Source organism: Novipirellula galeiformis, assembly GCF_007860095.1.
Lineage (GTDB): Bacteria > Planctomycetota > Planctomycetia > Pirellulales > Pirellulaceae > Novipirellula > Novipirellula galeiformis.
Map to the genome: position 1 here is coordinate 104482 of NZ_SJPT01000003.1, position 24483 is coordinate 128964.

At 55.0% G+C, this 24483-nt stretch carries 20 protein-coding genes; 5 read left to right on the top strand and 15 right to left on the bottom strand.

Annotated features, from left to right (window positions below):
* Positions 1-197: 197 nt before the first annotated feature.
* Together proC and Pla52o_RS08640 are read left to right on the top strand one after the other, a co-directional pair.
* On the top strand, positions 198-1007 hold the full coding sequence (gene proC / locus Pla52o_RS08635) for a pyrroline-5-carboxylate reductase (RefSeq protein WP_146594223.1): 810 nt from the start codon (positions 198-200) through the stop codon (positions 1005-1007).
* Between the two features lie 145 nt (positions 1008-1152).
* Positions 1153-1389, top strand: a complete 237-nt coding sequence (locus Pla52o_RS08640) for a hypothetical protein (protein ID WP_146594224.1) — start codon at positions 1153-1155, stop codon at positions 1387-1389.
* 128 nt (positions 1390-1517) lie between these two features.
* On the opposite strand, the gene Pla52o_RS08645 is transcribed toward Pla52o_RS08640, so the two are convergent.
* Complete coding sequence (locus Pla52o_RS08645; RefSeq protein WP_146594225.1) at positions 1518-1778, bottom strand: Trm112 family protein; 261 nt, start codon at positions 1776-1778, stop codon at positions 1518-1520.
* 288 nt (positions 1779-2066) lie between these two features.
* Here Pla52o_RS08645 and Pla52o_RS08650 point away from each other — a divergent pair, with 288 nt between their 5' ends.
* Entirely contained in the window at positions 2067-2813 is a 747-nt protein-coding gene (locus tag Pla52o_RS08650) for a hypothetical protein (protein ID WP_231612198.1), read from the top strand.
* Between the two features lie 74 nt (positions 2814-2887).
* Here Pla52o_RS08650 and Pla52o_RS08655 read toward each other — a convergent pair whose 3' ends face one another.
* From Pla52o_RS08655 to Pla52o_RS08690, 8 genes are all read right to left on the bottom strand, one after another.
* Positions 2888-3877 carry a glycosyltransferase gene (locus Pla52o_RS08655; RefSeq protein ID WP_197169112.1) on the bottom strand — a complete coding sequence of 330 codons (990 nt, stop codon included), beginning with the start codon at positions 3875-3877 and terminating at the stop codon, positions 2888-2890.
* A gap of 118 nt (positions 3878-3995) precedes the next feature.
* Positions 3996-4670 carry a sugar transferase gene (locus Pla52o_RS08660; RefSeq protein ID WP_146594227.1) on the bottom strand — a complete coding sequence of 225 codons (675 nt, stop codon included), beginning with the start codon at positions 4668-4670 and terminating at the stop codon, positions 3996-3998.
* A gap of 340 nt (positions 4671-5010) precedes the next feature.
* On the bottom strand, positions 5011-6378 hold the full coding sequence (locus Pla52o_RS08665) for a glycosyltransferase (RefSeq protein ID WP_197169113.1): 1368 nt from the start codon (positions 6376-6378) through the stop codon (positions 5011-5013).
* Positions 6342-7304, bottom strand: a complete 963-nt coding sequence (locus tag Pla52o_RS08670; RefSeq protein WP_146594228.1) for a glycosyltransferase family 2 protein — start codon at positions 7302-7304, stop codon at positions 6342-6344. The genes Pla52o_RS08665 and Pla52o_RS08670 overlap by 37 nt, the downstream gene beginning before the upstream one ends.
* A 74-nt stretch (positions 7305-7378) precedes the next feature.
* On the bottom strand, positions 7379-8752 hold the full coding sequence (locus Pla52o_RS08675; RefSeq protein WP_146594229.1) for a glycosyltransferase: 1374 nt from the start codon (positions 8750-8752) through the stop codon (positions 7379-7381).
* A 119-nt stretch (positions 8753-8871) separates the two neighbouring features.
* Complete coding sequence (locus tag Pla52o_RS08680) at positions 8872-10146, bottom strand: glycosyltransferase family 2 protein (protein ID WP_146594230.1); 1275 nt, start codon at positions 10144-10146, stop codon at positions 8872-8874.
* 95 nt (positions 10147-10241) lie between these two features.
* Positions 10242-12362 (bottom strand): hypothetical protein, encoded by a 2121-nt coding sequence (locus tag Pla52o_RS08685; protein WP_146594231.1) that lies wholly within the window; start codon positions 12360-12362, stop codon positions 10242-10244.
* A gap of 368 nt (positions 12363-12730) precedes the next feature.
* Entirely contained in the window at positions 12731-14077 is a 1347-nt protein-coding gene (locus Pla52o_RS08690) for an O-antigen ligase family protein (protein WP_197169114.1), read from the bottom strand.
* A gap of 666 nt (positions 14078-14743) precedes the next feature.
* Between Pla52o_RS08690 and Pla52o_RS08695 the strand changes: the two genes are divergently transcribed.
* On the top strand, positions 14744-16279 hold the full coding sequence (locus Pla52o_RS08695; RefSeq protein WP_197169115.1) for an oligosaccharide flippase family protein: 1536 nt from the start codon (positions 14744-14746) through the stop codon (positions 16277-16279).
* 43 nt (positions 16280-16322) lie between these two features.
* Here the strand turns inward: Pla52o_RS08695 and Pla52o_RS08700 are convergent, their stop codons facing one another.
* The 5 genes from Pla52o_RS08700 to Pla52o_RS08720 form a co-directional block, all read right to left on the bottom strand.
* The gene (locus Pla52o_RS08700) at positions 16323-17270 is read right to left on the bottom strand and encodes a hypothetical protein (protein WP_146594234.1); all 948 of its coding nucleotides are present in this window, start codon (positions 17268-17270) and stop codon (positions 16323-16325) included.
* Between the two features lie 43 nt (positions 17271-17313).
* Positions 17314-18105, bottom strand: a complete 792-nt coding sequence (locus tag Pla52o_RS08705) for a hypothetical protein (protein WP_146594235.1) — start codon at positions 18103-18105, stop codon at positions 17314-17316.
* Positions 18102-20183, bottom strand: coding sequence for a serine/threonine-protein kinase (locus Pla52o_RS08710; protein ID WP_231612199.1), 2082 nt, complete (start codon positions 20181-20183; stop codon positions 18102-18104). Before Pla52o_RS08710 ends, Pla52o_RS08705 begins: the two co-directional genes overlap by 4 nt.
* A gap of 513 nt (positions 20184-20696) precedes the next feature.
* Complete coding sequence (locus Pla52o_RS08715) at positions 20697-21272, bottom strand: hypothetical protein (RefSeq protein ID WP_146594237.1); 576 nt, start codon at positions 21270-21272, stop codon at positions 20697-20699.
* A 106-nt stretch (positions 21273-21378) separates the two neighbouring features.
* Complete coding sequence (locus Pla52o_RS08720) at positions 21379-22182, bottom strand: hypothetical protein (RefSeq protein ID WP_146594238.1); 804 nt, start codon at positions 22180-22182, stop codon at positions 21379-21381.
* A 778-nt stretch (positions 22183-22960) separates the two neighbouring features.
* On the opposite strand from Pla52o_RS08720, the gene Pla52o_RS08725 reads away from it, so the two are divergent.
* A complete protein-coding gene (locus tag Pla52o_RS08725) occupies positions 22961-23152 on the top strand; it encodes a hypothetical protein (protein WP_146594239.1) in 192 nt (63 codons plus the stop codon).
* 497 nt (positions 23153-23649) lie between these two features.
* Here the strand turns inward: Pla52o_RS08725 and Pla52o_RS08730 are convergent, their stop codons facing one another.
* Complete coding sequence (locus Pla52o_RS08730) at positions 23650-24474, bottom strand: mechanosensitive ion channel family protein (protein WP_146594240.1); 825 nt, start codon at positions 24472-24474, stop codon at positions 23650-23652.
* Between the last annotated feature and the right edge of the window lie 9 nt (positions 24475-24483).

Here is a 24483-nt window from a genome sequence, read left to right on the forward strand (position 1 = left end):
TAAAGTCTCCGATATTTTCGGCGCGTTGGGTAATAGGGGACACGTCCGCTCGCTTAATGTCGTGTGGAATCGATTTTAGGCTAATTTTGGTGGTCTTTCCGCGATCGGAAAAACCGATCAATTTAGATGCGGCCACCCAGAGGGTCAATTGAGATGGCAGGCAAACAGCCAAACAGTGGGTCTACTTAGGAGAAATAATGGACAATCAGCGTATCACCGTCATCGGTGGCGGCCAAATGGGGCGAGCTCTCGTGGGCGGCATGCTCGACAATAAAGTGGTCCTCGATGCGAATGTCACCATCGTCGATCACAATGCAACGAGTCGCCAATGGTGGCAAGAAAATCGACCGAATGTATTGATATCACAGGACTTAGAATCGTCAGTCCAAGGTGCGGATCTGGTTGTTTTGGCCGTCAAACCCAAGGTCTTGGGCAACGTCGCTAAGCAAGCGGAGCACTTCTGGGACGGGAAATTGGTCGTTTCGATTGCCGCCGGGGTGATGCTGGAGACGCTTTGCGGGTGGATTGGACATCGACGTGTCGTCCGTGTGATGCCAAATACCCCCTGTCTGGTTGGTCAAGGAGCATGCGCGTACTGCGTTGCCGATGAGGTTTCCAGTGACGACGAAGCCCAGATTATGACCGTATTGAGCAGCGTGGGGATGGCGTTTGCCGTCTCCGAATCCCAAATGGATGGGGTGACGGGGCTCAGCGGATCGGGGCCCGCCTATGTTTGTTTGATCATCGAAGCGCTCGCCGATGGCGGCGTTTTCGCCGGATTGCCCCGACCGTTGGCGATGAAATTGGCGACTCAAACGGTCTTGGGGACCGCACAAATGATCGCGGAAACAGGCCGCCACCCTGGCGAGTTGAAGGATTCGGTTGCCAGCCCCGCTGGTACAACGATTGCCGCGATCCGAGTCCTCGAGCAAAATGGGTTGCGAGCAACGATGATCGACGCCGTCGCGGCATCAGCACAGCGGAGTCGCGAACTTGCCAAAGATTGAGCAAGGATCAAACCACGTCTCAAAATGAAGTGCCGCTGCGGATGTTGCGAAATCAGCGTTCATGACCACGTTCACACAGTGAATGTCGGTCATCAAGAAGGCGGCGTCTGTTGAAAATACCTATGCCTTAAGAAGAATCAGTACGATGGAATCACCGATTATCAAAATTGACGACAAACATGTCCCTCTGTATCGCATCGTTTGGGTTAGCGAGATCCCTCACTTTTGTGGGGAACCGGACTGCATGCACGAGGGAGACTATGAAGTACGACTCGATGTTGACGATTCGTTGTGGACCAGTGCCGCCGAACGCGACGCCACCGTCGCTGCGCTAGCAAAATGGTGCGGCGATCCTCGCAGCGATGAAAATCCCGAGTGGTAATCGAGCCGCTGCGGCCGAAAAGCGTCACCGCGGATGCCCCGCTCGAGGTAATCGCGAGTGGTTTTCAGCGCGCTGGAAAATCTTGAGCGCGGCGGAAGAAGACGCGAGCCCTGCTCGGACGTGTGCCACTATCTCATTTTTGCTGGCAAAACAATTGCTTCGTCGACCACCATGCACACGATCCCGTCCCGAATGGGATAGATCAAGTCGCCGGTGGTGGTAACCAACCCCAGGTCAATGGCTTCGGTGATTCGTTGGTCTTGCCGGTCGCGGAGCTCCCCGCGCGAGATCGCCGCGTTGATTTTCTCGACCATGGAAGCTTGGGCAACTTGAAGTGTCCCGCCGCTGAGGGGACAGCGAAGCAGGGACACTAAATTTGGGTCAATCATTTGATTTGGCTCAGCATTGAAGTGTTGAGTTTCCGAAACTAAGGGAGAGCTTGACTGATTCAGCAGGATGCTGAACATGTGTTGATCAAAGGATCTTTGATCTTCCCTTTCAGGCTGGCTTAACGAATTTCGTTCTTTTCTTGATTCTGACTACGGCGGAGGATTGCCATGAAGTCGCGAGCTCGCTCGCGATTCGTCCAACCGGTTGCTCACTTTTGTGCAACGTTTTCGACGATCGCAGTTTTCAGTTGTACCAGCTCGTCTGTGCTTTTGGCGCAGTCTACGGGTGTGGCACAATCGTCTCCAGGCTACTACACCGATCCTCAGACTGGCATCGTCTATCGCCAAGTCACCAAAACCATCGAACGCCCGGTCGTTGAAACCAAAACCGAGCAACGCGAACAAACGATCTACCGTCCGCAAACGGTAACCGAAACCAAACCGGAAGCGCGAACCGTTTACACGCCCATCGTGCAATACGAGTGGCAACCCCGTTTGGAAGGCCGTTGGAATCCGTTTCGCCAGCCCACCGTCGCTTATCATTCCGTTCCGCAAACACGCTGGGAAAGCCGCAACGAAGTCGTGCATCGTACGAACACCCGCACCGAGTGGATCGCCGAAAAGCGAACCGTAGAGGTTCCACAGCGATTGGTGCGGATGGAACGCGAACAAAAAGTGGACTACGAAGTGGTCGGCCGTGTCGCTCCGCAACAGACTCCTGCGACTAGCAACGCGGAGGCGATCGCGTCGCGTTTGCGTCCGCTCGATTCGAACACTCGCGTCGAAGCATTCAAGGCACCGGTAATCCCGGCACCAGCGACCCAAATCGCTCAGGGGCCTGCGGTCTACGCTCCACCGCGAATCGCGGCGTCGTCACTCGGGCGGATGACAAGTGACCCGCCACGTCGCTCGACGAGTCAAGTGGGGCTGCGGACGAACGAGTTGTATCCAGCCCCGAATGGAGGTTACAGCGGAGCATTGCCTCCGGCCACAACGGGCGTGGCCGCTTTGCCCGCGCTGCCGCTGTGGCGATAATTTCGGGGTAGCCACCATTGCCGCGAGTACCACAATTAACGCCATGCGGCTAACGTTGCCGAATGGCTGTGTGTTTACTTGTACTCGATGATTTGGGGAGACGTGCGTGTGAGTTGTCGCCACACGTACTGGCTCGCCCCGATGCATTCGGGCAACTTGGATCCGACGCAACTCGCGGCGTAGATCATCGATAGAGACGTGGGTCTGCCGCGTCGGCGGATCGCACGGGTCGCTTTGAGCCACAACAGCGCGTACGCCAAGGCAAGCACACCCAGGCTGATGAAGTGAGTGGGCCAGCAGAGGACGATTGCCAACAGCGGCAGGATGCCTCCCCAAAAAACGACGCTGCGCAGCGGTTTAGCAAAGTGCCGTTCCGGGGCACGGCCGTGCATTGCAAAGCCCTCTGCGAAGGCGTGACCACAGCGCACGGCACGCTTCCACCACTGAGATAATTTATGCATGTTGACGTCGTGCATCGTCATCTCGTGGTCGAGCCGTTGCAGCTTCCAACCCCGCTGTCGAATTCGCACGCAAATTTCATAATCTTCACCTGCAATGACATCGTCCTTGTAGCCGCCGACATCATGAACGACGTCGCAGCGAAACATTGCATCCCCACCACACACACGTGTTTCGCCGATGGGCGTATCCCATTCGATATCGCATATCTGGTTGAATATACTGGCTTCGGGATACCGTTCACGTCGCCGTCCACAAACCGCTGCGGTTTGAGGATTGGAAAGGAGAGCCGCACGAGCTTGTTGCAGCCAACCCTCCGCAATTTCGCAATCGCCGTCGACAAACTGGACAAACCGCAACTCTGGAGTGATTTGCATTAGCCGTTGAAAGCCGGCGTTGCGACCGCGAGCCGCCGAAAAGGGGCGGGACCGATCGAGGGAGACGACATCGGCGCCAAGCTCGATCGCCATTGATACACTGTCGTCGGTCGAGCCCGAATCGACGTAGACGAGATGAGCGGAATCATGCAACGCGGATTTTAAACACGCCTTTAAACGCGGGCCTTCGTTGCGCCCGATCGCGACAACGCCAAGATCAGAAAACAATCGATCCACCTCCATGGATGTAAATGGTGCAGCAGAGTTGCGATGCGCGGAACCGGAAACCGATGCTAGGAAGAAAGATATTCCCATCGCCTATTCCATGCGTCGGCGACGCGAATGGTCAATAAGCCCCCTTGCCGCTAATGACCACGGGGATGGTTCTGAAAATCAAAGTGATGTCGAGCCAGAAACTTCGCCGGCGGATGTATTCCAAATCCATCATGATCTGTTGATCAAAGGGGACGTCGCCGCGTCCGGAGACTTGCCAGATACACGTCAGACCGGGAAGCACATCGAAGCGGCTGTAATCCAATGGGCTGTAGCGATCGACTTCTTCGGGCAGGGTTGGGCGAGGGCCGACAACGCTCATGTCGCCCCGCAACACATTCCAAAATTGGGGTAGTTCATCAATGCTGTAGCGGCGAATCCAGCGGCCTAGCCAAGTGATTCGTGGATCGTGTTGTAACTTAAACGTGCGCTCGTCGGCATGCTTGTTTAACTTGCGGATATCATTCTTTTGCATTTCAGCGTTCACGACCATTGAGCGAAACTTCAAACATTCAAAACAACGACCGCCTCGTCCGACACGTTGGGACCAATAGAAAACGTTGCCGCCATCTTCCCACTTAATCGCCAACGCAACCAATAGAAAGAGGGGCCAACTGAAAAACAACGCGGTCCCGGCAATCAAAAAATCGAGTGCGCGCTTGGCATGCTGATAAAAATCGATGCCTTCGACCGACGTCATTCCGGTTGTGAAAAAGAAATCGTAGTTGACAGGATTCGATCTAGTCATCGCTGTAACCGGCAAACGGGGAAATCAAAGGGCGTTTGGTTTTAAACGAACTTCACGATGGGACTCGCTGCATGCTGCTTTGTGTTAGCGTGGATATTTCATAACCCGGCGTGTAAGTGAGGGAATGTCTGTCGTGTACTCGGTCCCTCGCTGACGCTTCGGGTTATGATTTGGTGGTGAAAACGGCTGTAACGCAACTTTAAAACGGACGCCTCGGGGTATGGTTTTGACTTGCGTACATCACTCAATCGCCGTAGCGAGTTGTTGAGTAAGCGGTTGAAATGTTTTGGAGTGTTCGGATGCAATGATCGGCTTAGCGCGAGGCTGCGCCTTGATCGACTTAACTTGGCGAAGCGAACACCACTTCATCCTTGTCAACGTTCGTAACCGTAGGTGTCGGGATTCGGTTGTCATCGTTCGTCGTCGCTGCGTGATGCGTATTCGCGGTGAGCTGAAGGAATAAATTCGATAGTTTTTTGGCTTCGTGGTGAGCGTCATGGCGTTTTCGCACCCGCGCCGCCCCCGTCGCTCCTAGCCGGACGAGTTGGTCCAGCGGAGCGTCGATGGCCTTTTTCATCGCCCGGCTTAAAGCTGCTGCGGATCCGGCGGGAATCAGCCAGCCGCTCACGCCGCTGCGAATCAATTCGGGAACCCCCGCAATCGAGGTCGCAATGACGGGACGCCCCAAGGCGAGTGATTCCATGCACGCCACCGGCAAGCCTTCGGCGAAACTAGGCATCACCAACACCCGGCTGGCCAGTAGATGCGATTGAACCTGCACGCCCGTTCTCCAGCCGACGAGGGTGACTTTCGATTGAAGCTGATGCTCGGCAATCAACGTTTCGAGTACCGGTCGCAATGAGCCATCGCCGACAATCGTCAATTGGAATTCAACCCCTTCGCGATCAAGTTTCGCAGCGGCTTGAATCAATAGCGGCATTCCTTTTTGCTCATGGAGTCGCCCAATTGCTAACAAACGCGGTTCCTCGGGAGGCGGCGAGAGGGGACAATGGAAGTAGCTTTCATCGAGACCACAACGGACGACTTTGACTTTGGACCAATCCGCGTAGCCGACCCACCGCAACAATTGGCTGCGTCCAAAATGACTGACTCCGACGACAAATTCAGCGTGTGAAATCTTTTGACCCAGCCCCAGTTGGAGCGGTCGATCAAACTCCTCGGGGCCGTGAACGGTAAAGCTAAATTTGGGCCCACCCAAGACACGGCAAAGCGTTGCGACGGTCGCCGAGTTGGTGCCGAAATGAGCGTGAAGATGCGAGATGTTGTCGCGATCGGTCCATTGCCGGATCACGGTCGCTTCGACGAGATAGATCATCTGACGAAAAAAGGAACCGCCACAGCGATAAAAGGAGAACGCCAATCGAAATGCCCTGAGGAAACGCAGCGGATTTCGCAGCCCGACCCAAACCAACGATGCGACGAGTGCGAAGTGCGATAAATCGAGGACGTAGTTCGATAGCGTTTCCTCGCGTTGGTCGATCGGGTCGACCACCGCCACGGTGGGACGGCGCAGCCCATAGCGAAACACGCGATGCCCAAGTTTCTCTAAGGCATGAATCTCGCGGCGAATAAACGTGCCGCTGATCGCCGGGTATTGGTTGACCAAGTACGCAATCCGCACCGCTTGGCATTGCTCTTGGGTCGCATCGGTCATCGGCTTAACCCACGAACAAAGACGCTGTTGCATAGAAAGTCTCTCCACAGCTTGGGAGGATCTTCCACCGGTTTACGCTGGAGGGTTGCGCGAACGATCCAGCATGCGCGTCCGCTCAGCCAGACGGCGTCCGCGATCCCCGTTCGTAGGGAACCATGTTTGGAAAAGAAATAACGGCGTCGAGAATCAAACCAATATCGGGGGCGTTGCCTGAGGATCGCTTGCTCGCCCGTGACGCCCGAAGATTGTCCAACAAGGTGAATGACTCGGCTTTCCGGTTGGCACCACGTCGTGAACCCTGCTTGCTTGGCGCGGTGACAAAAGTCAACCTCCTCGTAGTACATGAAATAGCCATCGTCGAGCATGCCGATCTGTTCAAAAACCTCGCTGCGAATTAAGAAGCTTGCTCCGGAAACCCAGTCGACTTCACAGGCGTGAGAGCACGGTTTCAACGCCACTTCATGGTCCTTTAACATCCGGTTAACGATGGAAAAACGCCACGCGTCAATCAATTCACTGCGGATGTGGGGGAAACGGAATGCCGAGGATTGTAATTCGCCATCGCGACACTGCAGTCGGCTGCCCACGATTCCCGCCGACGGATGGGATTGAAGCGTTTCCAGCAAAGGGGTGAGGGCACCCGGAAGCACGATCGTGTCGGGATTTAACAACCACACCGCGTCGGGACGCTGCGGGCGTGACAAGGCAGCGGCAATCCCCACATTATTCGCAGCCGCAAATCCTCGGTTCTCGGACAACGCCGTCAAGCGAACCCAGGATTGCCAACCACGCTGTTGGATCGCGTTGGCGAGCACACAAACGGAGTCGTCACCCGAGTCGGCGTCGAGCAACTCTACCGAAAAATGATGAGACTCACATGCGATCGGCGCAAGCGATTCGAGACAGTTAACGGCTAAGGTTGCCGTTTGGTAATTGACGATGATGGTGACGATGTTCATCGGGAAGACATTGATTCAAGGGTGCGGTCAAATCGCCAGCGGAAAGGCTGGCACTCGCAGTTTCATGGAGTCGCTCAAATTCTTGGTCCGCTGATGGCACCGATGGTGGGATGCCCCGGGGGGACCGATGTCGTTCGCGGTGCCGCGTCGGACGATGGCGTTCGCAGTCGAGGGCGAGAGATTGCATGGAACGTCCATTCGGCACGCTGCGCGTACCAGCTCTCTAAGCTGTATTTGGAGGCAGCACGGCGAGCATTCAATGAAATTTCAACCAATTGACCACGTTGCAATTCCAGTTCCGCGAGCCGTCGTCCCGATCGTTCGAGATCGTTTTTAGGCAAAATCACTCCCGTTTGATCCTCCGCTAATCGACTCTGGATACTGGCTTGGTCGAAACCGAGAATGGGCAGCCCAGATGAGTAGCAAGACAAAAACGGTTGAATGTTGCAATTCACAATGGGGGTCAATAAAACGGCATCGTATTGAAATGGGCGTGGCACGGATTCAACATGATCCGATCTTGAATCTTGGAATTGAACCACATTGGTTAATCCGAGCTTGGCAATCTGATATTGGAGTTCGGATCGTTGCACGCCTCGGCCATAGAGGTCCAAACGGATATTCGCACCGAGGTTACGTGCATAACGAATAATCGCAATGCTGAAATTGACGCCGTATTTAGGCTCGAGTGGCGCGTAACAAACGAGTCGGAGCGGTTGCTCAGGCCGATCGCCTTGGAGGCGTTTTAAAAGCTCGGCTTCGCTGATCACGTCCGCATTGCACAGCGTAGGCTCGTAGAAAAATCGAGGGTTGTGGGCGAACTTGGAATACTGACGCAGTGAATCTTCGCTGCTAAATAGGCTTAGCTCCGCATGCTTTGCGAGTCGTTCACAGCGGCGACGGAATTGACGTCGCTCGAAGGGATGAGGAGCAACGTGAGGACAGGCCACCGGTTTTCGAGTCTCGATTGATTGCCTCCAGGACGATTTGTCGGGACCCCAAGACGATTCATCGGAATGAACCAAGACGATCGGCGTCGCTATTCCCTTTGCTTGAAGTGTTTCATTGGCGATCACGGAATCCGATGTCGCATGAATTTCAGCTTGCAACACGCAACCTCTCTGCGTGTAGGTTCGCAATGCCGTTCGCCAATCCGCGTGATGATCCGTGTTCGCGAGATGTGGCATATTCTGATGCGTAAAGGCAGGCTCAATGCGAATGTTTTCCGCGCTGGGATCAAAGCGGTTCCAGCCTCCTTCGTCGCGATCCAACGTGGAGTTGAGATTGTTTTCGCCGGTCGAGACGATGGTCGGAGCCAGCAAGGTTAATTGCCCAAAATGATCATCCAGTGCATTGCGTAGCAGACGCAAACTTCGCGTCCTGTTCGATGGCAGAAAAATCGCATCATTGCAAGTAACGAATGGTTGGTTGGTTAAGATGACGTACATCGTATTGTCAAGTTGGAAGTCGAGTTGATCAGCCGGGGGCACCACTCAGCGGAACCGACCCTGCGGTTCGTGACTACTTTTATTTAACTGCCTTCATTTACGTTCCTCCTTTGCATTGGTTATCCACCTCGATCCGTGCGAATCCACGCCCGTTCCGGGCGGAGTAGAAAGCGAACATACAGCGGGACTTTTCGAACTACATACAAGGGAATTGCAAGTATCGTGCGCAGCTTGGCGTGTGCCGGTCGGTAGCGACACCATGCGGCCCCCATGCCTGTGCCCGCGATGCCCGTGATCGCCATCCATCCCAGTAAAGGGGCAACCGAGTGGCCCTTTATCGCAGCGATAAGAACGACGATGCCGATCGCTAGAGAGGTCATCAGCAGTAGTGACAATGGTAGGATCAGCAAATCAAGTACGGCCAACGCGCTGTACCATGTGGGTTGGCGTAACCAACCTCGAATCAACCGCGGGATTTGGCTGCAGACGAGTTGTAGATGGCCATGTTCCCAACGTCGGCGTTGTGATTGAGTGGCCCTAGAGGTCGTCGGAAAGGTGGCGGAGCATTTCGCGTCAGGGCAAAACCGTACGGGATGCCCCGCCAGGATCATGTCAAACGTCCAACGCATGTCCTCAACCAAGTGTCCGCTTGGAACGCTCAATTGGGGTAACAACGGGCGCGGAAACGCCATCCCCGAACCCGATAGCGTGCAAGCCCCGCCGATCCTCGCTAAACCGAGGGGACGAACATGGTTCTTGATCGTGAATGCGAATTCCGACAACAAGCTTCCGGCGGTCATCGGGATCGATTCCGGTTGATGCATCAAGTAACTCGCCTGAGCGGGTTGCTGTGTTCGAGCGACCTGGGTCGCCAACAAATCGATGGCATCCGCTTCGATGCGACAATCCGAGTCGACAATGACCACGACACGATCGATTTCGCCGGGCTCTCTCAGAAAATCAAAGGCAAACTGCAATGCATAATCTTTGCCGCGACGTTCATCGTCAAACCGCTCGAGAACCTCCATCGTGGCGAAGCCGTTTTTCCGTTTGGACAATTCCGCTGCATACCGATTTGCGATCGTCGCGGTATCGTCGCTGCAGTTGTCGGCGACCAAGATAATGCGGTCAGTTGAACGCAGTGATGCGATCACCGAATCGAGTGCGAGGGCGAGTCCCCGTTGTTCATTGTGAGCGGGCATGATCACGTCCACCGCAGGGCGTGGCAATGCATGACTCGCTCGTTGCGGTTCACCCTCTTGTCGTGGGTGGTGGCTCGTGGTCCTTGCTGTTGTGCCAAGTAGGCATTCGCACCCGAGCAATAGCAGCGGAGCGGTGATGGTGATCACAGCCGTCCAAAGCGTGAGGTTGATCAGGTCGTGAGCAAGGATCATGAAAGAGATCTTTCACCGCTTGGATTGAATGATCGGTCACCTGTGCCGGCCTAGCCAAAAAAACTTAAGCCGTGCCGTATGTCAGGATGGGGAAGTCAGGATGCGATGACGGCCCCCAATAGTGGAGCATCGAAATCGATCAGGTCATTGATGAGGTCGGTCGCAGCGGGCGAGGCGCCATCGCGTTCAAGGGAGCACACAATCACGGCGTCGGCACCACTGGCAACCAAGGTTGCGGTCGTCGAGTCGCTCGCGCTTAGGCCTCCGACCAAGACGTATCGATATGCTCGGATGTTGGCCGCCAATTCGTCCCAAGTGTTGCGGCTCATCAAGTCGTAGAGTAACGCGGGATCCTTGATCAATAACCGATCCACTTTCTCGATTTGATTGATCTGCATTTGTTGCTCTTGAATGATTTCCACGGTGTGCTCCCATGGAAAGGGAACGATTTTGGCAGCGTGGATCATCTCGACAATGAGGACGCGATCGGCGCCCCGTGCTAAATGAGTTGCCGCGCCAAACAAAATGCCGGCCGGACATGCTTTGCGCCCCGTTGCGACCAGCGCAACCGAGGCGCCAATCGGTAAGTTCAGCAACTCGATGCGTGACGCCAAGATGCGGGACGTTGTTCCGCCCGTGAAGCGCTTTCTCGAATCACTCGTGTGCCGACTCAGGATCGGCAAACCGTGCTTGCTGGCAAGCCGTTCGTGTTGGTTCGGGCTGACTCGAAAGAACTCAAACAACAATGCAGGAAGGAGCAATACCATGGAACCGGCGCCAAACCCCGCAACCATGATCTTGGCCTTGTTGCTTGAGACGGGGATCAACGCGGGCGAGGCGGGCGACGTCACCTTCAATACGTAGCCATCGGTGTGCAACAAACGCTCCATCGCATGGCGTTCTTCTTTGGCGCGATCTTGTTGGTGGGTGATGCTCTCCAATGCGACCTTGAAGTCTCTTAACTGGGGCGATAGAGCTACCAACGCTGCGTAATTGTCGTCTAATTTCTCGATCAGTTGCTGGTAACTTTTCAGTTCGGCCTCCACTAACTTGAAGCTTTCCAGCTCCGAGCGGAGTCTTTCGTCAAGCTGAATCAGGATTTTGTTCTTTACGGCCTCGGTAATGTAGCCTCCCGAATCAAGGTCATCATAAATCTTCGTGATCGTGCCATTGATCTCCGCAGTGCGTTGATCGCCGCCCGCTTCGAGGCGTAAGACATCGACCTCGCTTTGCAGGACTTGCATTTCCGATTGGGTCACCAAGTTGCGATCAAACAGAGTTTGTAGACTCGCCAGCTCCTTTTGCTTGGAAGCCAATTGGATCTTGGCGGTTTCACGGCGGCGATGTTCATGCAGTTGCTCGGTCAACATCACACGGCGTTCCATCTCGGCAAGTCGAATCACATCGCTTTCCACCATCGATCGTTTTTCATCGCCAAACTTACCCGCATGTGCATCCGCCACCTGGGCTTCAATTTGTTGGACACTCTGCTTCCGGAGTTCAACGAGAATGCGTTGTTTCGCTAGAATCGCGTTTGCTTCCCGCTTGGCAGCCAAGTTCGCCTCGATTTCGGAAAGCAAATCGTGGCTGTTGTGTTTTAAACACAATTCGTCATACGCAGCTTGCCTCTGAGATCGCTCGCGTGCCAGATCAACGGTTTGTTTCTCAAGTGTTTCCAAATGCTTGGCAATCGTGTGATTGCGTATCTCACTCGATTTGTCGCTCACGACACGCATCAACGTATCCACCACCTGCTTGGAGATGGCTGCGTCGGCATGGCCGTATTCGATCACAATGTCGTACGCGCCCTTGCTTGATTGAACCTTGATCGCCTTGGCCGTGGCTGACTCGGACTGTGCCAAAGGTATCGCTTCGTGCAATGCTCGGATCGTGTCGGGAGCATCGACCAGCACCACCATGTCGGTCGCCGACGGGACTGCGAAAAAGGGATAACCCACTGTGCTCTGTTCGAGCGTCAATCGCCCCGTATACGCGAAGGTGTCTTGGGCAAAACGTTCTCCCACCCACCACCCCACTGCGATACCAAGCACACTGGCAATCACGAACCACTTGACCGAGCGACGCAAGAATTGGCTGAACAATTCATTGTCCGCCGAATCCTCAGAGCGTGAGGAGTGAATGCCAGGTGACCGTTTAAGGGGTCCTTGGATCAGTTCATGGGGAGACGTTGCGGTTTCGTTTTGCAGACTTAACATTGATGACTCCTGATTCGCTTGCATCATTCCGTTGGAACAATGCCACCGTATGGATTCAGCATTTCAAAGTGGAACCATTCGAAACTGGAATGAAACGATAACGTTTGTGTCGTCAGCCCGTTGGATGTCGCGCGAGCGGAGCGTTTTACCGACGCTCTCCTATCTCGATGCGCCGATGCAACGAGTAGATCTTTTCCGCTCTCGAAATTTAGACGACGCCCAGGGGGGGAGGGCTTGTTGGTCATCCCCCAATCGTACCGCATATCTCCTTTTGCGATATCTCTATTTTTCGAAGTCTGCAAACAATCCAGAGAATGGAGAGGGCGTGACGCGGAACGGAGATGCATGCATTGAACTCCCTTTCGCCGCTAAGGAGCCGACCGAGGGCGAGAGAATCGTTGGGAGCGTAACGGCCGTGCTGTGCGAACAATCGGCGGATCGGATCGACGCGAGGCGACCAATAACGCGACAAGAAAGCCTGCGTTCAAGAGAAAGGCAAAACAGAATGCTTCGGCCATCCATACCGTTGCTAGCACCACTGAGGAAGCCATCAGTGAGGAAATTAGCGCCACCGATAGGAATTCAGGTGTCCCGCTTAGGACCGTTCGAGTGCGCAGAAACAGTAACAAAATTCCGAGGGGAAGCAGTGAAAACGCAACCGATCCCACGATCCCCGTATTCAGGTAATGCAGTAGATAGTGATTGTCGACTGATAAGAACAGTTGGCGAAGCTGGGGCTCCAACATCGCCTCATGCTTTGGCAGCGATCCCCAGGTGCCAAAACCAAACCAACCGACTTGGGCAAGCGGTTTCTCATAGACCTTAAAAAGCAGATAGCGATGGCGTGTGCCGGAATAGGTATAAGTTTCGCCATCCACTTTGATTTTCTGCATACCATCGGGACGCTCGACAGATTCAGCCAGATGTAAAAGGCTCGGCCCCATTGTGTATCCTACGGCAATCAAAATCACGAATGCGAAAATGCTTAGCATTCGAATCGGTGGCACGTAGTGCCAGACAAGACCGGCAATCACACCCCCAAATACGATGCATGGCCCTCGTGAAAGCGAGGCGAGCAGCCCAATCCCCACAATCGCGGGCACCAACAACCAAAGCCTTGAGGCCCGTTTGCAAAAAGCTTCGTAAGCTTGCGCAAAGACCCAGGGAGAAAGCAGGGCTAAGAATAAGCCTGCATAAATTGGATGCGACAACCAAGCCTCCGCACGCTTGAGACCAAACCGATGTCCCGTCTCTCCTTGAACCGATTCGGCGTGCCCCAAAAGTTTGCTGAACAAATTGATGTCGGTGACGGATTCAAGGATCATGGCCACGGCGAGAATTAAGGCAACCGTGGCTGCCCAGGGGATGATCTCAATCGCATCCCGATCGCTAATCAAGATCAGTCTCGCCAAGACGTAGGGTAATACCCATTGGCAAAACAAACCAACAATGACGCTTGGGCTGAACTTGCCATTCAACGTGGTGCTCAGCGCGGCGCTAACAAAAATGAGCACTGGGACCAGATCGATCCAAGAAAAACCAGGGAAAGCAAACTGCCGAGGCTTGACCACGATGGCCGTAATCGCGATCACGGCAACAACACCGCGGAGGTTGATTTCGGCGGCGCCGAGCACCATCGCCAACCAAGGTGGCGCTAAGCATGCGATCGCCCATCCCACGCGTGCCGCATGGCGGGGTGTATGGAATCTCGCCACCAAAAGCATAAGGCAAGCAACGCTAATGGCTAGGAAAGCGAACATGCAAGATCAACAAACCTCACCGGTAACGAGAGCGTGAAACGCACATGCCAGCTTACTGCATACCACTTGTCCAGAACCGATTAGGTTGTAAGACGCAAAGGCTCTGCAAAGCTGGCCTAACGAAATCTAATGTATAGCCGCGATGCGGCGGGTCCAGTGGTTTGCCATCGTTCCTCCGCGGTGCGCCCTCCCGCACACTCACACTTGCTCACGTATCCAAAGCGGTTGCAAGTGTGCAACACTCCATCGCACTCAGCTGCTCGAAGTCGCCACTCACATTGTTTGGACTGAGATAAACAGACTGCGACGTGAATGTCGTTTCTTGGTTTCAAGTTCGATCTCAAACATCAAACGATGTCACATTGACGACATGAAAATAAGAGTTCTCGAGTGTGAGCCGGCGCCGAAGTGTCGGTCGAGGTGTCGGCTATGATTGAGTTCATTGGCCGGTCGCTGAAAAGATCGAATGTGGAAATTGTTCCTCGGAATCGCTCTTGGACGTACCCGCTTGGGGCGATCGGTTCAGCCGATCCGAGTCGCGACGCGATCCATTGCGTCAATGGATTGGTGTCCAAACGTTGTGGTTGCAGCATGCTTTCCTTGTGACCCCGTAGGCAGATTGTGCTTTTTAACTTCATCTCTCTGCGTTTCAATCGGCTGCGTCGCAAGCCTGCGACCTTTGCTTCGATCACAACCGTGGGGCTGTTTGGCACCAGTTTGGTGATTCGGCTCGCCAGCAGTCTGTTACTGTCGCGGCTCGTGTTGCCGGATGTCTTCGGGCTGATGGCATTGGCCATGATTGCGATCATGGGCCTCGTACTGCTTTCGGATGTAGGACTGACTCCAGCCGTGATTCATCACTCGGATGGCGACGAACCTGATTTTTTGAATACCGCCTGGACGATCCAAGTGTTTCGCGGAATTGCCATTTGGTTGGCTTCCTGGATTGCGGCTCCAGCAATGGCATGGTTTTACGCGGAACCGATACTCACGTTCCTGATTCCCGTGATCGCGATCATGGTGGTTATCGAAGGTTTCTGTTCTACCGGCGTCATGACAGCGCAACGTCAGCTGACTCCGTCGGCAATGATTGGTTACAACGTGTTGAGTCAATTCTTTGGGACGTTGGTCACGCTTGGGATCGCGTGCTTCTATCCCAACGTGTGGTCGCTCGTTGCCGGAACGTTAGCGGGTTCGTTATGCAGGCTAGTGACCAGTTTTTGCTTGCCGTCGCTGGTCAAGCATCGCTTGCTGTGGCACCACAAGTACGCCTGGGAACTGTTCCATTTCGGAAAGTGGATTTTTCTTAGTACGGCGGCTACCTTTTTCGCATTGCAAATCGATCGCATTGTTCTCGGCAAACTAGGCAGTCTCGAAACGCTCGGACTCTACAGCATGGGGGCGACGATTGCTGCGATCCCGGTCTTGCTGATCACTCACATCGGTGATTATGTGATGTTTCCGCTGCTCGCCAAAGCGGCGCGTGAGGACCCCGCCGGTTTGCGAGAAAAAACGAAACCCGTGCGCGGACGGATCCTGGGACTTAGCTTGATCATGAATGTAGGCGTGTTCGCAACGGCACCGCTGTTATTCAACAATCTCTATGGAAGCGAATATCGAGACGCGGGCCGGTTGTGCCAATGGCTGGTCGTTTCCAGCTGGCTTACCGTGATCGTCGAATTAGCCGTCCAGACGCTCAAGGCGGTTGGCAATGTGCAATCGATGGCCGGTGGCAAGGTCGTGCGGTTGCTGGTCACGATTCCATTGACCGTGTGGGGATTTGACCAATACGGAATCGAAGGCTTTATCGTGGGGTTCACGATCGGCATTCTGCCCGAACACCTCGTCATGCTATGGCGACTTTATCGGTTGGGGCTTTGGCTTCCGCTGCAAGAAATAGGTTATACGTCAGCGTTCTTATTGGCGATCGTGAGCATGTATTGGTCCGCATCGTCGATCGCAACCACGCTTGGGCTGGGGGCGGTCGTTGGTGCGCTGACGCTGTGGGGACTTTACCTTTCGGTGGCCAAGGAGCTTGCGGCGACCCAGGTAAATGAGCCGATCGCGGCGATCCCCAACCGTTCCACTGTATTGGTCGGAGCAACGTCGATTAGGGGAGAAGGCAGTGATGAACACGCGGCCAACCGAATGCCGTGACGTGATTTGCGAGCACTAATTTCGCTCGGATGAATGATCTGCCTTAGCGGTTGGTGATCGGCGCGACCGTTCCTGGATTGCCTTGCTGAACCGCCGCTCGAAAAACGTCGATCTCGCCCGCTTGAAGTGCTTCTCCAGGCGGCAAGGGAAAACGGCCCAGTCCTTTACCTTGGAAATGAATGTCCTCGATCGGATCGGGGCTTTTTCCGGTGCGATCAATCGCAATGGATTGCAACTTCCATTGATGAACGACAATCTCGTACAGCACGTTAGCCGCAATGGGGATCGAAACCTGTTTGGTGATGAAATCTCCGTCGGCGGTGATCACTCGATACGTGTTGACTTGTTCGGCGGCCGATTGACGTTGGAATGCTTCCCGTACGACGTCACCGGGTCTGATTCGAATCTGACGCGTCAGCGCCGCATTTTCCAAGTTCACAATCGTGACCACGACATCGCTGGGGCCGCCATTGCGAAGTCCGATGGTGACAGGGGCCAGCGGAGGTCCAGGGACGATGCTGGAATCGACGATTCGCGTCTGAGGTGGTCGCGGCGGTACGAACGAGGTTCCCCATTGCGGTGGTCCGAACACGGGGCCAAACCCGCCGTAAACGTATCCGCCGTTGAAGTGCGGCGGCGGATGGGGCCTCGTGTGCCCCAAGGGACGCACCTCGCCCAACAACGGTCGGAAGTGAGGTGAGAGATCATCCAAGTCGGCCATCCAGATGTCACCATGGCCCGACCTTGGAAAACGCAAGACTCGATTCAAATCGGGATGGAAATAGCCCGCATATTGGCCATCGAGCGAATCAAAACGAGGATCGCGAAGGTACAGCAGTCGGCCGGCGGAGCGGTCATCAATTCGCATGGAATCGACCGACAATTCAAGCACGGCGATTCGATTTCCGGACGGCTGAATGACTTCAAAGGTTTGCCCCCATGAAGTCAACGGATATAAACCACTCGCCAAAATCAAGAATAGCCATCGCATTGCAAACCCTCTTCTTCGATTCGGAGTCGTTCTGCACTGATGGTTATTTTACGCTCGAAGCGACGCGTCGTCCTAAAAATCCTGTGGCCAAGGAACCGATCATCAAACAACACAGTCCTCCCGCGACAAGCACTCCGGTTGCCGCCAACCGGTCACGCACTTGAATTCGTTTCGATGCGTAGGCAATTTCGCTTTGCACGCCCTTGTCAAAGGTCAACTTGACTGCATCTTCATAGAGCAACGTGTCGCCCTGTTTCACTTCACCCACATAGCGGTCGGTGATCAAGTTGTCTTCGATCCATTGATCGGTAACGGCGAAGATCTCGTTCGCAGATTGGTTCTCGGTTTGCCCTTCGACGTAACGCATCAACGCCGCTCGCTGCAGACGACCGAGTTCCTCGACACTTTCATCTCGTGTCTCCGCCGGAGAGGAGACGACGACCCAGTGGTGAACATCTCCATCGAGTTGGGGCGGCTCATGAAGCCACTTGGGACGATCGTCGGGATACTCAAATTGGTCCAAGGGTGCCACGGATAACTCCGCCACCGTGGCGTCTTTGCGGACGCCGTTTTTGGCCTTCGGTTCCGCTTTCCCGCTGTCCGCGTCCGTATCAGCAGGCCGATCTTCGACTTTCTCCGCCGTTTTCTCGACGCCCTGCGCGGACTCGTTGGCGCTCACGACTGGAACGGCTAGGTGGATGGCGATCATCAACGCCATGATCGCGGTTAGGATACGGCAGCGAGAGATACGGCACTGAGAGATACGGCACTGAGAGATACGGCACTGAGGAATGCCACATCGAGCAACGAACGATCCATGGTGTACCGTGTTCATAAACTACCCCTTGCATTAACAAGTTCTTCGGTGGCCATCGCTTGGCTCGATCGCGTTTGGCTCGATCGCTCTGCCCGCGCCGCGGAGGGTGAGGGCGCCGGAGAATGGAAACTCGTTTGCATCCCTGGCTTGACGCGGGGATGGATCCACGGCGACGCCATTTGAATGGCAATCGCAATACCACCGGCCGAAAGCATGCCCAGCGGCTGGGGGATCGGCAATACTTGGTGAACCGCCCACTCGGCCACCACCGCCACCGCGACGCTCCATAGACTCAAGCGATGACGTCGCAGCGGATCGACCGCGCGCCACCAACGCAGCACGGCGAACAACATCGCAAAGTGGGCCATCATTGCCGACGCACGTGGAATGCCCTCGGCATAGAGTGCTTGAGGCAGCGTGCTCGAGTCGATGTCGCGTGCCAAGCCGGCATCGATCGGCAGCATGAAAAATTGGTTCATCGTGTAGGCGATCAAGCCGATTCCACCTCCGACTCCGGCAAGCACGATGCGGCGTGGCAGACTTTCGCCTTCGTCTCGTTCCCACAACTTCCCCAGCCCCAACAGCGAGATCGCGGCTGCCATCACCACGATTGCCATCCATCCATACGGAGCGAGCGCGATCGAATCGACCGTTCCGCTACGAAGCCCAATCACCCCCGCGGCAATGGTGAGGGCAAGCGTTGTGATGATCGCGGTGATCCACGACGTGTTCAGTTCCGCCGCTCGATGAATCGATCGCTTGGCCCGCAGGTCGTTGCGCATGTGATGCCGCCATTGCGACCGTGTCATCGGTCGTGCGGGGGCATCCACGTGAGTCGCGATCCGCTGGGCCTGAGCATAGCTGGGTTGTTGGCTAACGTGCAGCACCATTTGACGGACAATGTAGTACGGCACGTAGACCACGCCCACCAGCGACATCAACGGTAGTAACCAATGGGTATTGACCACCAAAACCATCGCCGCGGTCAGTAACAGAAACAGTCTCGCCGCCGGGGAACGATCGAGGGTTCGCCACCATCGTTGCAAATCGGAAACACTTTCGCGAACCGCCCGTGCCAGCGGTTCGGGAGCCGCTGGGGCCTCGGCGTGCTGGGGATCCGTGGTCGCCTCACGCCCACCGCCAATGGATGCGTCGCGTGCCGTCACCAGCGCTGCCAAAATGGGATCGTTCGAGGTCGCGCGAGAGGTCTCAGTCGGCAAATCGCTCGCGGGCGGAGGCGTGGTTTGTGGTGCAGGTGGGGGCGTCTGGGCCACGCCGATCGGCATCGCTTGGCCGGTGCCCCCATCGGCCAGAGGGATTCCAAGGGCATGCGCCATCTCGGCGACCGCGCGAAAACGTTTCGTCGGATCCTTCTCGAGGCACTTCGTCACCACCGAGCGATAAGGTTCCGCTAAGACGCTCACATCGGGCTGTGCCGTCATGTGTTTGACAATGATTTCATGGCAACTCTCACCGTCAAAGGGCACCGTTCCGGTCAATAGTTCGTACAACAAAATGCCGAGTGCATAGATGTCGATTTCGCGTCCGTACTCTCCACGCCCGATCTCGGGAGCCATGTAGTGAAACGTGCCGACGCTCTCGGTATGGCCGCCGCGATGCGACGACGAGATGAACTTGCTTAATCCGTAATCGCCAACCTTAACCATCCCCATGTCGTCAAAGACATTTCCTGGTTTGAGATCCCGATGCACCAATCCGGCGTTATGCAGATGGTCGACGCCCGCCGCGATGCCCGCGAACCAGCGACGAACCTCTGCGGACGCTAAGCCTTGTGGAGACTGGTCGAGCACTTGGCGTAAATTTTGTCCCGCAACATACTCCATCACCACCCATGCTTGATCCTGCGTGTCGCGACAAATGTCATACAACGCGATCAAGTGGGGGTGTTTTAGGTTCAAACAATGCGAAACCCCGCGCAACTCCACTTCCAAGTTTCGCTGGATCCGCTTCAGCGCGACTTCCTTTCCCGCCTCGCTGACCGCAAAATAGACCTCACCAAATCCACCGATCCCGATGCCACGACGAATCGTGTATCGATCCAAGGGCTGCGCTCCTGAGGGATAGGTGAATGACATAGAAGTTGTGGTTGTATGACTAGCGTGCGTTTCGTCCAACGGGCATGGATCCCGAAGCGGAGCGTCGGGATACCGGTTCGATGCGACCTCTAGTTTACCGAGAAGCGTCGTCATGAATCGATTTCCCCAATGAAATTCTTAGGCGATTTTGGTTGCGTTAATGTCGAGATTGAATCCACTCGCACTTCGATTCGCGGTCCCGCGGCGCGGTGGATCGTTTACGTGCCCCCCCTCTCTCTACGTTGGTCGCTTGTTTTCGCAATAAGGGAGTGCCGTTCCGTTTTTTCTCTTCACGGGCGGTGTCTCTTTACGGGCGGTGTCTCTTTACGGGCCGTTCGGTATCTCCCCTGTTTTGCTAACGAGCGATTCACTCTGCTTCAATTATGGTAAGGCTCCAATGGAAGCCGTCCTGGGCGCGGAAAGTTATCCGGTAGGGGGCAACCCCACGCGAAGTCATTGATCCCACTTCCTACGTCTGCGGGGGAAGGCTCGTTGTTTCATACGGTTTTCGTTTCATGCGTTTTCCAATGTCATCTCAATCTCACCCATTGCCACGCGAGTGCCGATGGGAAGCTTGGCCAATTCCGCAGTTCCTAAGACCTTGGCGAGCCACTGGTCCGCTCGGCGCGTCATCACCACCTTCTGCTGGAGCCCGTATAATTGCACGTGGCAATCCGCCGTCGGACCGATCAAAAGCGTATCAGCGGCGAAAATAATACCATCGACATGTCCATCGAAGCGGTGAGGTGGTTGCAGTGTTAAAACTCCAGAACCGCTCAGCGGACTCGGTTGGCGAAATACGAGCGTTGCGGAACTCGTGATCGGAAGCGGGTGACCGGGTTGCAGGGGCACAGCGGACTCTGGTTTTTCAGCGGAGTTCCAAAAGTAGCGATCCTCTTGCCGGGTGATTACGCCCGCCCGGCGAGGTAAATCCGCTTGGATACGAACGTCGGTTCCCCATGCCGAACTTGCACCACCGACGGACCACCTGTGACCGGCTAAAAGCAAAAAACCACCGCAGCCATCGACCCAAAGCCTCCAGCGATCCGCAGGAGGCTTCGAGTTCGATAAGGTTTCCGTTTCAGACACGTCCAACTGCCTTTTCAAGTTCCAATCATCCTCAACGTTGGTTTTCTTAACCGCCCAAACCCAGCCAAACCAAACCAAAACCAGCCCAGCTCAGCCCAGCCCAGCCTTAGTCTAGCTGAATCGATACAAGCGACTTCGACACGTCCTCGTCACCAAAGTAGCTAGTGATTTCGTCCAACAAGTTTTCTTCGCTCGGCTCATCCAAGTCGATTTCACCAAAGTATTCGACGTCGACATTCATGGTCTCTTCGGCGACATCAATCCGGGTGCCGATTTCGTCCAACAATTGGCGCGTCTTCGACAAATGGCTGTCGTCCAGCGCCAACTCGCTGCTCGTTTCGGCAACGCGAAGCGAGGCGACTCGGGCCTGTAGATTTTCCACTTCAACCTCGAGTTGACTTTTTGCACTCAGCATCGCATCCATTCGCTCGTGCGCGCTTTGCAGCGAGGCTTTCCGTGCAGCTAGCATTTTGTCGAGTTTTTCCGCGGTTTCTTTGCGGGTCTTGAAGCGGGTGAATCGATTACTCAAATCGCTCTTCACTTGCGTCGACGTGTAGGTGCGTCCGCCGTAGGTGTAGAGATTGGAGTCTTTGCGCAGATCGTCGCTCAGTCGCTGGATGTCCGATTGCGTTTTCGCCAAACGCTGATGGGTATCGGACAGCTGAGTTTCCAAGCGCGCGACGTCCACCTTTTCGACGGCGATGCGTTTGGCGTTGTGCTCGATCTCGGGTTTGAGGTCCGCGATCATTTGGCGAGCTCGCTTCAGTTCCCATTCCAACGGCATCGCGTCGGAGGTTGACGAACGCAACCAATCGACACCGCATCGCGCATAACTAAACAGTGGAACGCCCATCGTCATTGTCGACAGTAACGCGACGGCGCTGCCGGCGAGAATCATCTTCTTAATCATGGCCCTATCTCCCAAAAGCTGTGACTGATTTGTTTTTCATGCAGTACATCGACCGCTTCACATCAAGGGATTCGCCGACGATCCGCCGTTCTTGGGGTGACGTCTAAAAATTTTTACGGAAAAAGAAAAGCCCCCATGGGGGTGATCCTGAGTCACTTTGCCCCCCCGGGCGAGGATGCCTCTCGCGTCGAGCACGTGGGTGCAGCACAGGGAATGATGTCGGAGCACAACCGAGCGGTGTTTTTCGGCAACTTTTGCAATCCTTAGCCGATCGGGGTGCCGAAAAGAGTGGCGGGAAAATGACGGGGATGCTCGTATTGAGTGCAGCGAAATGAGGCTGCGGCGGGGGACGATTTTGCTTTCCATGCAATTTATTCTGCCAAATTCAAACGCATTAGCGGGTGAATAGGCTTCGTTAATCATGGTTAGAGGATTATGATTGCCCTGTGGCGTTTGTTTTGCCGATATTACAGCTAGGACGCAAAGCTGCCGGAATGGCAAGACGCGACACAACGACATCGTTTTGAGGACTCATTGCTTTTCAGTTGAAAAATTGTCTGCTTTTTACAAGTCCTTGACTCGAAAAGAGTTACAGCAGCGAATTAGCCGGGACGCCGCAAATAGGCATGCCGCTTGCTATGAACCTGTTGAAGAGACGGCTGTCTAAGTCAGTAATTATTGACCCAAAAAGCCAAACACAGCGTAACATTTCAATATCGTCTCCGCCTGTTTTGCCTTATCAACCTTGCGACGAACCGCGACGCCGGGAGACCCTCTGATGACTACATCAAGCGACTTAAAATCTTCACCGAATCCGAGCGACGAGCGCTGGCACGCGCTCACCGCTACCATTTCGTCCGAATCGACAGATCAATTCGGCCAGTGGGTTAGCGATCAACTCAAAGCGATGGAAGATCGCCTCGGTGCCTTCGAGTCCCCACGCTCGGTATGTAAGAGTCTGCGCGGTTAAAATAGGCAGGTCTAAAATAGGCAAGTCGCGGGCGCGGAGCATCTCCGCGTCCTCGTGCTCCGTCAACATTCATTGTTAGAGCAGCCGATCTCGGCAGAGATTGGATCTGTTCGGCAAATGTAACGAGAGTCTCGACGACTTCCGCGACGTTCAGCCCTCTCTTAGATGCTGAGAAAAACGCCGTCTGGGTATCTTCTAACCCGCAGCGTCAGCGAGGGAGGCTCTATCTCGACTCGGTCCCTCGCTGACGCTTCGGGTTAGGATTTTGAGTGTGTACATCCTCCCAAAATTCGGAGCGTCTTGCTGAGTAATCGCCTTGCGGAGAAATCGGACAAGCCGTGTGGCTTGCGATCGCCTAAGCAGGGAGGCAGGAATGAACGGCTGAAATCCCATTAGCCGCTTTGGCGTTAGCCCCGGTTGAACGTGGGAACCGTGGCTAACGCCCAAGCGGCTAATCTACCGAACGACTCCTGCCTATCTGCTTACCACAACGGACGCTATCCGTCGGCTTGGGCGACTGCGGTCGTCGCCGCGGTTTGGATGTCGAGCCGGCGTAACATCGCCTTGCCACGCAACGTCAGGTCGGTGATGAACTTGAACTGATCTCGTCCGTCGATCGGATAGGCTTTCAGTCGGTAGTGCGTGCCCCAAGGCTTTTCGGCCGCAACCACCAAGATCGGCTTGTTGAGTTGCAGATAGGGACTCGCAATCGCGACCTCTTTTAACTTCTGGTGAACCCTTTGCCCATCATGATCGGGGTGCAGGTAGAAGTCGGCGACGCACATTAATTCTCGTTGTCCGCTGTTGTTGTTCGCGATCGCGGTCGTCCAGATCTTACTGTGCGGCACCGCAACCACCGTGTCATCGGGAGTCACGATCTGGACCGTTCGTAGATTCAAGGAGCGGACTTCCCCATAGGTGTCATCGATCTTGACCCAATCTCCGTTTCGGTAGGGCCGTTCGTGGAGCGCGACCACGCCCGCAATCAAACTGCTGGCATAATCCTTGAACGCGAATCCGAGTGCGACCGCCAAGGTTCCCGAAATCGCCAGCAGATTTTGCGGCGTCGGATAAATGAAAATGGGAATAATGTAGGCCGCAACGAAGAGCAGCATCGCCGCTCGTAAGATCGGTTCCCAAGGCAAAATCCAGAATCGGAATCGATCCGGCACCCGCTCGGCAAGTCGTGGAATGACCCATTTGATCGCGATTGCCAAGGTGAGTCCGGCGGTCAGAACAAAGATGGCCTCGAACAGGCGGATTTCACCCCAATCGCGTAGAATTCGCGATACCTCTTCTTGAGCGACGTTAGCATCGGGCATGATCGCTGG